This window comes from Agrobacterium cavarae, from assembly GCF_004310285.1.
Classification (GTDB): Bacteria; Pseudomonadota; Alphaproteobacteria; order Rhizobiales; family Rhizobiaceae; genus Agrobacterium; species Agrobacterium cavarae.
Genome location: NZ_SISF01000027.1, coordinates 124038 through 137304 on the forward strand (window position 1 = coordinate 124038; position 13267 = coordinate 137304).

Annotated in this window: 12 protein-coding genes; 8 read left to right on the forward strand and 4 right to left on the reverse strand. The window is 57.7% G+C overall.

The features are described 5' to 3' along the window. The first annotated feature begins 1 nt into the window (after position 1). The 5 genes from EYC79_RS08245 to EYC79_RS08265 all read left to right on the forward strand — a co-directional run bounded on the left by EYC79_RS08245 (position 2) and on the right by EYC79_RS08265 (position 4624). A complete protein-coding gene (locus tag EYC79_RS08245) occupies positions 2-769 on the forward strand; it encodes an ABC transporter ATP-binding protein (RefSeq protein ID WP_130977642.1) in 768 nt (255 codons plus the stop codon). 173 nt (positions 770-942) lie between these two features. Further along, on the forward strand, positions 943-1134 hold the full coding sequence (locus EYC79_RS08250; protein WP_130977643.1) for a hypothetical protein: 192 nt from the start codon (positions 943-945) through the stop codon (positions 1132-1134). A 50-nt stretch (positions 1135-1184) separates the two neighbouring features. After that, positions 1185-2633: an FAD/NAD(P)-binding protein gene (locus EYC79_RS08255; protein WP_130977644.1), complete on the forward strand. Its 1449-nt coding sequence runs from the start codon at positions 1185-1187 to the stop codon at positions 2631-2633. A gap of 123 nt (positions 2634-2756) precedes the next feature. Then, positions 2757-3962 carry an FMNH2-dependent alkanesulfonate monooxygenase gene (ssuD, locus tag EYC79_RS08260; protein ID WP_130977645.1) on the forward strand — a complete coding sequence of 402 codons (1206 nt, stop codon included), beginning with the start codon at positions 2757-2759 and terminating at the stop codon, positions 3960-3962. 68 nt (positions 3963-4030) lie between these two features. After that, positions 4031-4624 carry an alpha/beta hydrolase gene (locus tag EYC79_RS08265; RefSeq protein WP_130977646.1) on the forward strand — a complete coding sequence of 198 codons (594 nt, stop codon included), beginning with the start codon at positions 4031-4033 and terminating at the stop codon, positions 4622-4624. Between the two features lie 191 nt (positions 4625-4815). On the opposite strand, the gene EYC79_RS08270 is transcribed toward EYC79_RS08265, so the two are convergent. From EYC79_RS08270 to EYC79_RS08280, 3 genes are all read right to left on the reverse strand, one after another. Then, entirely contained in the window at positions 4816-5607 is a 792-nt protein-coding gene (locus EYC79_RS08270; protein ID WP_130977647.1) for an ABC transporter ATP-binding protein, read from the reverse strand. A gap of 30 nt (positions 5608-5637) precedes the next feature. Further along, entirely contained in the window at positions 5638-6417 is a 780-nt protein-coding gene (locus EYC79_RS08275; RefSeq protein WP_130977715.1) for an ABC transporter permease subunit, read from the reverse strand. Positions 6418-6535: 118 nt separating this feature from the next. Then, complete coding sequence (locus EYC79_RS08280) at positions 6536-7492, reverse strand: aliphatic sulfonate ABC transporter substrate-binding protein (RefSeq protein ID WP_130977648.1); 957 nt, start codon at positions 7490-7492, stop codon at positions 6536-6538. A gap of 448 nt (positions 7493-7940) precedes the next feature. On the opposite strand from EYC79_RS08280, the gene EYC79_RS08285 reads away from it, so the two are divergent. Beyond that, positions 7941-8870 (forward strand): substrate-binding domain-containing protein, encoded by a 930-nt coding sequence (locus EYC79_RS08285; protein WP_130977649.1) that lies wholly within the window; start codon positions 7941-7943, stop codon positions 8868-8870. Between the two features lie 16 nt (positions 8871-8886). Beyond that, positions 8887-11031: a methyl-accepting chemotaxis protein gene (locus tag EYC79_RS08290; protein ID WP_130977650.1), complete on the forward strand. Its 2145-nt coding sequence runs from the start codon at positions 8887-8889 to the stop codon at positions 11029-11031. A 166-nt stretch (positions 11032-11197) separates the two neighbouring features. Here EYC79_RS08290 and EYC79_RS08295 read toward each other — a convergent pair whose 3' ends face one another. Next, positions 11198-12211: a LacI family DNA-binding transcriptional regulator gene (locus EYC79_RS08295; RefSeq protein WP_130977651.1), complete on the reverse strand. Its 1014-nt coding sequence runs from the start codon at positions 12209-12211 to the stop codon at positions 11198-11200. 132 nt (positions 12212-12343) lie between these two features. Here EYC79_RS08295 and EYC79_RS08300 point away from each other — a divergent pair, with 132 nt between their 5' ends. Next, complete coding sequence (locus EYC79_RS08300; protein ID WP_130977652.1) at positions 12344-13267, forward strand: TIM barrel protein; 924 nt, start codon at positions 12344-12346, stop codon at positions 13265-13267.

Here is a 13267-nt window from a genome sequence, read left to right on the forward strand (position 1 = left end):
GATGTTAATCATAGATGCACTATCGAAGACCTTTCCCAATGGCACGCAAGCGATCAGTGGCTTCAGTCTTGAGATCAAGCCGGGAGAGGTGCTCGCTATCATTGGTGGCTCTGGATGTGGCAAAAGCACGCTGCTGCGGCTTGTGTCGGGTCTTGAGAGCGCGACGCGCGGCCGCATCATCCTCCAGGATAAGACGCTTACCGAACCCGATGAACGTGTGAACCTTGTTTTCCAGGAACCAAGGCTCTTTCCGTGGTTGAGTGTCGCGGACAATATCGGCTTCGGGCTGAAGCACCTCTCTCGCGAAGATCGTCACCTTCGTGTTTTGCAGGCGTTGGACCGTCTGGGTCTGTCGGCCTATGGAGACCGGTGGGTGCGCGAGCTGTCCGGCGGTCAGGCACAGCGCGTCTCGCTGGCTCGCGCTCTGGTGGTTGAGCCGGCGGTTCTGTTGCTGGACGAACCGTTTTCGGCGCTTGATGCGATGACGAGGACATCTCTGCAAGATCATCTCTCGGATCTATGGCTCGAACAGCGCACGACCATGCTGCTTGTTACGCATGATATCGAAGAGGCTGTCGTGCTCGCCGACAGGATCGTCGTTATGCAGCCATCGCCTGGACGGATATTCGAAACGGTCAGTGTCGATCTCGCGCGCAAACGGGATCGAAACTCTACTGCGTTCACTGCTTTGAAAAGCCACCTGTCGGAGTTGCTGGAACGCTCCTTAGCGGTGCGCGCTGATCATGGTGCGGCAGTGAATGCTGCTTGAGTGCAGCTGCTCCCCCCACTCTTGCACGCAGTTTGGATGTTTTCAACGGCAGGCCCGGACAGGGTAGAGCGTTGTCGGAAACGCACGAAAAATAGAATAGTGATCTTGTAGAGAATCTTGACCCGCACCCCTTAGCTGGCGAAACTATAAGTCTCACAAAGGGAGAAGGTGAAATGCCGACTGGTTTCAATCTGTTTTCGCTCGACATGTTCAAGATATTTAAACCAAGCGCTCCCAAGGCGGAATTTACCCCTGAGGAAATGCCGCTGCATTCTCTCGGTCGTGACGACGAAAGCAAAAATCGCGATCGTGAGCAAGAAGCGGAAATCGCCTTCTGGGGTCTCGCCTGCTACCCCATTGTTTAGGGCGGGACGGTGCAGCGTTGTCAGCCTTGCTTCAGGATTGACGTAAAACTATGAAGTCTTTCTCTCCTGCGTCATCTGACCGCGTCAGCGTGGCAATTATCGGCGGTGGATTTACGGGCGCTGCGACGGCGGTGCATCTTGTTGGAAGCGAAGACACTCCCGCCGACGCATCCGTGGTCGTCGTGGAGCCCCGATCTGATTTGGGCCGCGGTCTTGCGTATAGCGCGATCGATCCAGCACACCGGGTAAATGTTCCTGCAGCGAGGATGACGCTTTTTCCCGACATACCAGATGATTTCGAGACTTATCTGAGAGATTTGCCGTCCGAGCACGATGGTGACCTTATCGGACACGATGGCTCTCCCTATCCCAGACGGTCTGTCTTTGGCGATTATGTTTCGGCACGTCTTCGCCCCTATTTGCAGAGCGGGCGTATCGGTCACTGGCAAACAGACGCGGTAGCGGTATCTCAAAAAGCTGGCAGTTATGAGATTATAGGGGCCGACGGAAATGCGCTGCTTGCCGATATCGTTGTATTGGCGGTGAGCCACCCGCCGCCTTCGCTGCCCAGAGCGCTCGTGCCTTTCCAGAACGACCCAAAGTTGATTGCGGATTTCACGGTTCCTGATGCGATAGACGCAATCGATGCTGCGCATCGCGTTCTCATTATAGGCAATGGCCTGACCGCTGCCGATGTGGTCGCGTCGCTCAAAAGACGTGGACATACCGGCCACATCACCTCTGTATCTCGCAGAGGGCTGAGATCGCGCGGCCACGGACCAGCCGGGCAGGACCCTTTCGGCGATTTTCTGTCCGAGCGACAACAGTCTGCCAGCGCCCTTCTTCATGCCATCCGTCAACGTCTAAGGGAGGCAGAGGCTCAGGGCATGACCTGGCACTGCGTCGTTGACGCGGTGAGGGGGCAGGGGCAGGAGATTTGGAAAAACTTACCCGTCGCCGCGCGCAGACGCATCGCCCGGCACGTGCGACCGTTCTGGGATGTCCATCGCTTTCGGGTCGCCCCCCAGGTTGAAGCTGCTGTGGAGCAGGCAATCGCAAGCGGCCAAATGGATGTTCGTGCAGCCTCGCTTTCTTCCATTACGAAAAACGCCGCAGGCTATCGGGTCGTGCTGAGGCCTCGCCTAAGTGGGGAGGTCGAGGCGCTTGATGTCGATGCCATCGTCGTCACCACGGGGCCGGCACATGGCGGCATTCTCCAAAGTCAGCCACTGTTTCGACAACTTGAAGAGGCCGGAGTCTTGCAGGCTTGCCCGACCGGGCTTGGTATCCTGGTCGACGCGCAATCTCATCCCATATCGACCTTTGGCGAGAGCACCACTTCGCTCTTCATCGCCGGTCCGCTTGCGCGAGGGGCGTTTGGAGAATTGATGGGGCTGCCCCAGGTAACGGAGCATGCGATCTTTGTCGCGGCGGGTGTTCGCGATCTGATGTGTAGGAGCAAGATCTCGCCCCATGCGAACTACGCAGTCGCAGGCTGAAGGTCGGGTGTTTCAGGAGACGTTTGTTCCGCTGGCGGCACGCGTGTTGGAATGTGGTTTCTTATCAAGTTTGTAGACTTTTGTAAGATCGGCGACACTTCAATGCGCCTATAGGATCCGACCATGACAGTTGCCAAGCCACTCGATTTTCTCTGGTTTATCCCTAGCTCGGGAGACGGCGCCTATCTTGGTTCCGACGACCTGAGCAGGCCTTCCGATCCCGGTTACTTTCGCGAGATCGCCAAGGCTGCGGATCGGCTGGGCTATTCGGGCGTGCTGATCCCGACGGGCGCTGCCTGTGAGGAGTCTTTTATTCTTGCCGCTGATCTTGCAGCACATACGGAGAGACTGAAGTTCCTCGTCGCGATCCGCCCGGGTGTCGCGTCGCCTGCCTACTATGCGCGAATGGCGTCTACGCTTGACCGTGTTTCGAACGGCCGTCTGCTTCTCAACATCGTCGTGGGCGGGAGCGCGCAGGAGCTTGCTGGCGATGGGATATTCCTTCCTCATGACGAGCGGTACGATCACGCGGACGAGTTCTTCCAGGTCTTCAACTCACTTATTGCCAACGGTCACGCCCATCTTGATGGCCGCTACATAAAGGCGATCGATGCGCGCCTTGGTCTGCCGCCTGTTCAGCAACCCCATCCGCCAATCTATTTTGGCGGATCCTCCGATGCCGCGATCGACTTCTCCGCTGGCATCACCGACAAGTACCTGACTTGGGGCGAGCCGCCGCAGCAGGTTGCGGAAAAGATCGTCAAGGTGAGGAAAGCTGCTGAGGCGCATGGGAAGAAAGTCACGTTCGGTATTCGTTTGCACTTCATCGTCCGTGAGACGGATGAGGAGGCCTGGGCAGCGGCCGACAGACTGATCTCCAAACTGTCTGACGAGACGATTGCCGCGGCGCAGGAAGTCTTCGCCAAGAATTCGGATTCCGTTGGTCAGGCGCGCATGGTGTCTCTTCACCAGGGTCGGCGCGACAAGCTGGAGGTTTCGCCGAACCTGTGGGCGGGCATAGGCCTCGTCCGATCGGGTGCCGGTACGGCGCTCGTCGGTTCACCGCAGACGGTCGCGGCTCGCTTGCGTGAGTATCAGGAACTGGGCATCGACACCGTTATAGCCTCGGGATACCCCCATCTGGAGGAAGCCTATCGCGTTTCCGAACTGCTTTTCCCGGAGATTGGCCTCCCTGGTGCCAGAGGGCAAATCCGTTCGTCCTTCGGCGAGCAGCAGGTCTTCGGCGGTGGCGGACATGGTGGCAATGTAAAAACTGCTTCCGCTCCTGGACCTTCGCCTACGAAGGTGGCGGCCGCGTCACAAGGCTGATAGCTGCAGCCGTTCAGGAACGACGTCCCTTGCTTCGAGGCAGCGGGCTTTGCACTTATGGATGATGCATGTGTACGACCCTGATTGTTCCTGGACTGAATGGCTCACCTCCTGGTCACTGGCAGGACCATTGGCTCCGCGACGATCCTTCGGCCAAGCTGGTCGATCAGGATGACTGGCAGTGTCCAGTGCTGCAGGACTGGTTGGCGCGGTTCGAGGCCGCGCTGGCCGATGTGGACCAAGCCTATGTCGTGGCGCACAGCCTCGGCTGCGTGTTGATTGCAAATATGGCCGAGCGGCCGCTGGCCGACAAAATCAAGGCCGCACTCCTCGTTGCGCCTGCGTCGCTGGAGGAAGTCGAGGCACTGCATCCTTGCATCGTCCGGTTCGGCAAGTTTCCAACGTCGCCTCTTCCCTTTTCGAGCCTCGTGGTCGGTAGCACTACCGACCCTTACATGAAGGGTGAAGAGGTGACGCAGACCGCCCGCCTTTGGGGCAGTGATCTCATCAATCTCGGCCCCGTGGGCCACATCAATATCGCCAGCGGTTTTGGACGATGGCCGCGGGGTTACGAACTTTTTGAGACGCTTATCCGATCTGGAGATTTAACAACGGAGCAACCCGCTCACCTAGTTTTAGAAGGGGCCGAGCGGGTAGCGTAGACTCCGTTGTCTTTCTAAGGCATGTCGCGATCTTTCAGATTCGCTCCTTGCGCTTCAGTTCATTGGTTTGGCGCATGTTGGCATAGCAAAGCCGCTTCACACTCTTGCGCGACATGCTTTAGTACTTCAGACGGAGCACAGAAGATGATCCATCTCGTCGGATGTCTCTAGCGATCATATCGATCCGCTCGTCATTTGAACAACGCACTCAAAATCTTTCCTTCAAGCGCGGCCAGTTCCGGCGCACCGTGACGGCGTGGCCGCGCAAAGGAGACCTCGATGTCAAGTGCAATCCGACCGGCATCGATGACGATAATGCGGTCGGCAAGCGCCACGGCCTCGGTGACGTCATGGGTAACGAGGACGGCTGTGAATTTCTGCTGTTGCCAAATTTCTTCCAACAACCGCTGCATCTCGATCCGGGTAAGCGCGTCGAGCGCTCCGAGCGGCTCGTCCAGTGCCAGAACCTGCGGTCTGGCGACAAGGGCCCGGGCAAGTGCCACGCGTTGCCGCTGCCCACCGGAAAGAACAGACGGCCACTCGTCCGCGCGGTCATCCAGGCCGACGTCGCGCAGGATCGAGAGAGATCGCTCACGTGCCTCCGCACCCTTGGAGATACCGGTCAAGCCGACGCCCACATTCTTTGCGACACTCGCCCAGGGTAATAGACGGGGTTCCTGGAACATGATGCGTGTGCGTGCGCTTCCATCCTGCGATTTGACAGTGACGGAGCCGGAACTTGGCTTGTCGAGCCCGGCCAAGAGCCTAAGCAAGGTGCTCTTGCCGCAGCCGCTTTTGCCAATCACTGCGAGGAATTGGCCGGCAGGGATATTGAGGTCGATGCCCTTCAAAACCTGCTTGTTGCCAAAGTCGCGCGTAACGCCTTGAAACGACACCGCAGTCGGCAATCGCGTGGAAGCCGGAACTGCAGCTGGTTCGGCGAAAGACGCTTTCGACACGGTTGGGATGTTGACAACGGACATTAGTCTAAATTCTCCACGTCTCTGAAGGCTTCAGGCGGATTGAAAAGCAGGATGCCATTGCAGGGTCAGCCGTTCCAGCAGACGCGCAAGCGAGTCAGCAAGCTTTCCGAGCAAGGCGTAGATAATAATGGACAACAACACGACGTCGATCAGCAGGAATTCCCTGGCTTGCATTGCCATGTAGCCGAGGCCTGAAGAGGCAGCGATGGTCTCCGCGACGATGAGCGTAAGCCACATGATGCCGAGCGCATAACGTAGCCCGACGAACATTGCCGGCAGGGCGCCCGGCAGGATGACCTGAAAGAAAAGCGCCGAAGACGACATGCCGTATGTGCTGCCCATTTCAACAAGCTGGCGATCGACGCTCTGTATGCCGAGCAACGTGTTGACATAGATCGGGAAGAAAACACCGAGTGCCACCAGGAATAGCTTGGCCTCCTCGTCAATCCCGAACCAAAGGATGACGAGTGGTATCAGCGCGAGGTGAGGGATGTTACGGATCATCTGCAGTGTCGTGTCGGTGAGATTGCGCGACAATGCCGACAGACCGTTCATCAACCCAAAAACGAGGCCGATCGTCCCACCGATCATGAAGCCGGACAGCGCGCGTACTGTGCTGATGGCGATATTGTGCAGTAGTTCACCGGATAGCAGCAACCGCCAGAAAGCCTCTGCCACCGCAGATGGAGGCGCCATTGTACTGGCTGAAATCCAGCCTGCGCGGCTCGCTATTTCCCACAGAATGATCAAGAGGGCTGGAAGTATCCAGCCGGATATCTTGCCTGAGACAATGCGGTTGATGCGAAACATCGAGACTGCTTCCCTGGTGCCTAACGCCTGGCTCGTCACCGGACGGTCATGTTGAAATAGACATGGGCGCGCCCTGGTGAGCGCGCCGATCAGCGTGAATGAGGTCAGTTCTGCACGCCTAATTCGTTCCCTGTGCTTTCCAGACTGCGTCAGCCACATTGATTTGCTTTGGAATGAGGCCAAGCTTGAAGAACCTATCAGCCGTTTCCTGCTGGCTCTTGGCGATCTCCGGCGTGACAGGTCCGATACCGAATTCGGCACGGTTTGCAGCCAGCGTTTGCGCCTCAAGCGGCACGTTGGTCACGTCGTGTAGAGCCTGTGCGACCTTGTCGCGATTGGCGGCAGCCCATGTTGCCGCAACCTTGAGGGCCTCGATCGTTGTCGTGACAGCGTCTGGATGAGCGGCTGCGAACTTGCTGTTGGCCAAGAAGTAGGTGTTCACCTTCAGCGTCTCAGCAGATGTCGTCAGCACGCGCGGCTTGTATCGCGTTTCAGCGATTGCGAAGTAGGGGTCCCAGACGGCCCAGGCATCGATCTTGTCGCTGGCGAAGGCGGCAGCCGCGTCCGGCGGGCTAAGATAGACAGGAGTGATGTCCGAAAACGCCACGCCCGCCTTTTCCAGTGCCGCAACCAGAAGATTGTGCGCGCTCGTTCCCTTGCCGACGCCGACCTTCTTGCCCTTCAGGTCGGCAACAGTCTTGACGTCGGACTGAGGCTTAACAAAAATCGCCTCGCCGGCGCCATTGGAAGGAAGGGCTGCAACATAGGTAATCGCAGAGCCTGCGGCTTGCCCGAAAATAGGCGGAGCATCGCCCGTCCACCCCAGATCGATCGAGCCCACATTGAGCGCTTCGATAATCGGTGGCCCCGCGTTGAACTCCACCCACTTGACGGTCGTTCCCTTCGGCTCGAGAGCCTTCTCTATCACCTTCTGCTGCTGGGCAATCACCGGCAGATTGGTCTTCTGAAAGCCAATCCTGAGTTCCTTTAAATCTTCAGCGGAGGCAGGTGACAATGAAAGCATGAAGAGCATGGCTATGCCCGCTCCGAATACGCGTCTTATGACAGCGGACATTAAGGTCTCTCCAACGGTGGTGGTCCTGTACCAATGCTCTGATCCTAGCGAAGCAACTCCCTAAGCGAGCCGTCTTTTTTTCCGATTGGAGCTGCAGAAGAGAAAAATTTTTTGCCAGTTTGCAACATAGAGGGATTGAAGCGATCGATGCTCATCGCGATCGATACGACGAACGCCCAAAGGTACGTTGGCTGTGCCGATTGCGCCCTCACCACCCCGGCTAAGATATGTTCCCAACTAGATGCCGAGATAATTGCTGACGAAGATAATCAATCATCCCATGCAGTTGGTTTTTTAGGAGCGGGTCGTTCGTTTTGATAACATCAAGAGCAAATTTATCGTTGCTTTTACTCAAAATGATTTCCCGGTCCCTGCGGATTCTTCTGAGGGGTAAATATTTACCAAGATATGCGATGATTAAAGTCTAAGCAAATGAACGGAGGAATTTGTGAAGACTGCTACGCTCGCATCTATAGCTTTGGCTATGTCGATCTCTGCTGCAAATGCCCAGACGATCGGCGTCTCGATGTCTGATCTTGACAAATTCAGGACGCTCCTGCTGAACGGCGTCGTCAGCCACGGGCAGTCCATATCAGGACTGAAGCTCGTCACAGAAAACGCCAAGGGCGACAATGAATTGCAAAAGAAGCAGGTTCAGAAGCTCATTGCCGACAAGGTCGACGCGATCATCCTTGCCGTCTCCGATGGCGACCTTGGTCCGCAGATGACGAAGATGGCAGCGGATGCTGGCATTCCGCTCGTTTACATCAACAATGTTCCCTCCAATTTGCTCGACCTGCCGGAAAATCAGGTGGTGGTCGCTTCAAACGAAAAGGATTCGGGAACGCTGGAGACTAAGCAGGTTTGCGCCCTCCTTAAGGGCAAGGGCCGCATCGTCGTGCTGATGGGCGAAACCTTCCATGCGGCGGCCCGCGCCCGCACGCAGGATATATCTGATGTCATCGCCACGCCGGAATGCAAGGGCCTTGAAATCGTCGAGCGGCAGGCCGCCTATTGGTCGCACGATTATGCGGACCAGCAGATGCAGGAGTGGCTGGCCGCCGGCGTCAAGTTTGACGCCGTTATCGCCAACAATGACGAGATGGCGCTTGGAGCAATCCATGCGATGAAGAAAGCCGGAATGCCGATGAAGACCGTGATTGTCGCCGGCGTGGACGCAACGGATGACGCCCTCGCCGCCATGGAGGCCGGCGACCTTGACGTCACCATTCTCCAGAGCGCCGCCGGGCAGGGGGCTACCGCAGTCGACGCTGCCATAAAGCTCGCCAACAAGGAGAAGGTGCCCAGGGAAAACAACGTTCCCTTCGAACTCGTGACTCCTGAAAATATCGCCAAATATCGGTCGAAGAGCCAGTGAGCATAAGAGGCCTACCATGTTGCATTTCTGGAATAAATTCGGCATTCGCGCGCAGATCACCTTGGGCTTCGTGCCGCTGATCCTGCTGATGAGCCTTCTCACCGTCAGCGCTATCTCCGGCATGAGCGGGCTTGCCGGCATCTTCACTTCCTATCGTTCCACAGCGGGCCAGAGCCTGGCGATCTCGGACTACAGCGACCAGCTGCACGAGATCCAGATGTCGGCCGAGGCCTTCCGCTCCACGCCGACGCAAGGCGTCGTGGACCGCTTCCGCGCTGGTGTCAAAGCTTTCGAGGCGGACGATCCGCGTTTCGCCGGCAATAAGGAGCTGCAGTCCGGCCTTGCGGCAATTCGCCAGGACATTGCCGCCTACAGCAAGGCGTTCGAACAGATCGTCTCCCTTCAGGCTCGCCGCGACTTGCTGATCTCGAAGGTCACCGAGTTCGGCCCCTGGACCAGCATCGCGCTCAATGATGTGATGCGCAGCGCCTGGCGCCAGAACGACGTGGCTCTGCTGCACATGACGGCTGAGACGCTGGAAGCCTTGAACCGGAGCCTATATTTCTCCGAGCGCTTCGTGCATTCGAACGATTTTTCCGCCTATGATGCGGCGCAGGCAGCGCTCGCCGAAGCGGTAGCGCTCAATGATGCCGCAGCCAGGGCCGCCAAGAACGAGTTGCAGAAGAAGCGTCTAATGGGTGCCAGTCAGCTCATGCAGAATTACACTGCCCGTCTCGGGGATATGAAGGATGTTTTGCAAGCATCAGGCGATATCCGTCGGGTTCAGCTTAACGTACTCGCGCCGAAGATATCGGGTGCGTTCAAGGATCTGCAGAAAGCAGTGACCGGCGCGCAGAAGGATCTGGACGGTTCGGTCGAAGCAACGGTTACTGCCGCGACCAGCACGACGCTGTTCATCAGCGGGCTGCTGATCGTCATCGGCCTGCTGCTTTCCTATGTCGTCGGCCGTCTGATTTCATCGGCAGTGCGCGGCATGGCTCAATCCATGGAGCGGCTTGCCCGCGGCGACGACACCATCGCGATCACGGGCATCGGGCATCGTCACGAGCTCGGCGCCATGGCGCGCTCGCTGAAGGTCTTCCAGGAGACCGGCCGCGCTAAGCTGATCGCAGAGGCCAATGCCGAACGCGCGCGCCTCGCGGCGGAAGAAGAGCGGCTGCGCCAGGAGGCGGAGCGCCTTAGCGACGCGCAGGTGATGGAACATGCTTTCCAGCAGATTTCGGTCGGCCTGGATGCACTCTCGAAGGGCGATCTCTCGATCCGCGTCGGCGAAGTCGACCATCGTTACGCCAGGATCCGTGATCACTTCAACAACTCGGTTGCGAGCCTAGAAGAAGCTGTCGACGCCGTTATTCACGCGGTCACAACTATTTTGTCAGGCCTTGCCGAAATCTCCACCGCTTCTAATGACCTAGCTCGCCGCACGGAACAGCAGGCTGCTTCACTAGAAGAGACGGTTGCGGCGCTCGGCGATGTCACTCGCGGGGTTAACGGAACTGCAGAAGGTGCCAGTCGCGCCCAGGCTGCAGTGGAAACAGCTCGCAGCAATGCCGCAAGGGGCGGCGAGATCGTCTCCCGTGCCATCGCAGCCATGACGGAAATTCAGCATTCTTCCTCGAAGATCGGCAATATCATCAGCGTCATCGATGAGATCGCCTTCCAGACCAACCTGCTGGCACTCAATGCTGGAGTGGAAGCCGCACGTGCTGGCGAAGCCGGCAAGGGTTTTGCCGTCGTTGCTCAAGAAGTGCGGGAACTCGCTCAGCGTTCGGCTACTGCGGCAAGGGAGATCAAGGAATTGATCTCTACCTCTACGGTGCAGGTCAAGACCGGCGTCGAGCTAGTGGGCGAATCCGGCGTCTCCCTCGAACAAATCGTAGAGCAGGTAACCGCGATGAATGCGACCGTGAGCGAGATCGCGGTTGCTGCCCGTGAGCAAGCCACAAGCTTGCGCGAGGTATCGGCGGCTGGGGACCAGATGGACAAAGTGACTCAGCAAAATGCAGCGATGGTAGAGCAGACCACAGCCGCCGCGCAAAGTCTTACTCAGGAAACCGAAGCCCTTGCGGGACTGCTGAACCAGTTCCGGACTGGCAAATCCCGCGGCGCGGAACCCCGATACTACCAGATGGCCTCATAGCCCGTGCAGGCATCCGGATGGATCATTTAACTGAGAGCGGCGCGGAGGAATCTGGGCCGCCAGATCTGAGAACAAATCGACCAGCGACGAACGGCACCACCATGCAGCGTACGTCGCAAGGCAATAAGATGGCTTTCTGCATCTGCAGCCCAAGGAGAATACTTGCCTAGGCATTCTCGGCGAGAAAGATCTGGATATCGGTTGAAATAGAGACTGCTTCTCCAGGCAGTCGACCCAGGACTTTTGCAATGGTTTCAACTGCCAGCCGCGCTTCCAGCAGGGGTCTCTGGTCGATGACCGCATTGATCTTTCTAGATTTTAGAAGCATTCGTCGATTGGGGGTGAGCTCGTGGGTAATGACGACCGTATCGTCTATCCGTCCAAGGCGCTGGAGCGTGCTGACAATCGGCATGGCTCCGGCTGACAGATGATATATGCCACGCAATCCGGGGTCATCGCGAAACGCGATCTCGACAACGCGGCCGGCTTCCTCTTGATTTTCTCCGGTTTCCAACACCGCGGCGAGACTGCACTCAGGGTGATGCTCGATCATGATGGCACGAAATCCGGCCTCTCTCTCTCGGTGACCCGTGATATCGCGCGAGCCGGCCACAACAACGACGCGTCCGCCTGTCGGCCCGAGGAAAAGCCCCATCAAGTCACCGGCCACGCGGCCGGCTTGTCGGTCGTCCGGCCCAACGTAAGCGACACGTCCGCATTCACTGAGGTCGGTTGCCAGCGTCACCACCGGTATATTTTTCGACAGCACCGCAATTGCTTCCCTCACTCTAATATCGTCCGGGCTCGTGATGATAATGCCGTCATAGGAGCGGCACTCGCGGATCGCGGCGGCGATGGCTGAAGGCTTGCGAGGGTCGATGTGGTTGATGAAGAACTGGACGTTCAGCGTCGCGTACATTCGCGATGCGAGATCGATGCCTTCGCGAAGAGAAGCGTGAAATGGGTTGATCGGTGGTTGGATGAGGACCGCGACCCGGAGCGCGCGCGAGGGGGTGCGATCAAGCGCCCGGTCTATTCCGAGTGTGCGTGCAGCTGCCAGAACGCGGTCTTCCTTGTCTGTTCGCACGCCACCACGATTGTTCAGCACGCGGTCCACCGTCGCAGTCGATACGCCAGCTGCCTTCGCAACGTCCGTTATGCTTACTTTCCGTGCAATCATTTGCATCTCCTCCCCGCATTCTGATTGAATCCCATCAAAATCCAACTTTGTAAACTGCATATCTGCCGCTAAGTCTTTGCGCCAAGGAGGGTCGCCACCACGTGAGCGACGCTAGGGAAGGACCAGACCATTATGAGTATTACAGTCACCACAGCACCGTGCTGCTGGGGCGTCGATGACGTGCGCAATCCGAACCTGCCACCATGGGAGTTGGTATTCGACGAGGTCAAAGCGGCCGGATATGGCGGCATGGAGCTCGGCCCCTATGGTTACGTACCTCTGGACATCGATCTGGTGTCTGAAGCCCTAACACGCCGGGGGCTCTACATCGTCGCCGGGACAATCTTCAATGATCTTGTCGCACCCGACAACCGGCAAAACCTGTTGCGTCAGACGGACGAAATTTGCGCGCTGATCACGCGTTTGCCCAAGCCGCCGAAGGCAGCCGGCCAGAGATTTCCTGCACCTTATCTGACGGTAATGGATTGGGGACATGACGAACGCGATTATGCGGCGGGTCATTCCGACAGAGCCCCAAGACTCGATGATCGGGCATGGGCCGGCATGATGGATAATATCAGGGCGATATCCGATCTTGCCCGCGAGAAATACGGTGTGCGTGCCACGATCCATCCCCATGCGGGCGGCTATATCGAATTCGAGGACGAGATCGCTCGTCTTGCAGACGACATCCCCCAGGAGGTTGCAGGCTTATGCCTCGACACCGGTCACACCTGGTATGCCGGCATGGATCCTGTCGAAACGCTGCGCAAGTATGCCAACCGCCTCGACTACATTCACTTCAAGGACATCGACAAGGCCGTCTTCGAGCGGATCATGGGCGAACATATCCGCTTCTTCGAAGCTTGCGGGCAGGGCGTCATGTGCCCGATCGGCAATGGTTGCATCGATTATTCAGCGATCCGCACCCTGCTTGATGAGCTTGGCTATGAAGGCTTCATCACCGTTGAGCAGGAGCGCGATCCTCGAAACGCCGGGGGCAGCCTCGCAGATGTAAAACTCAGCCGCGACTATCTTAAGTCAGCCGGCTTCTAA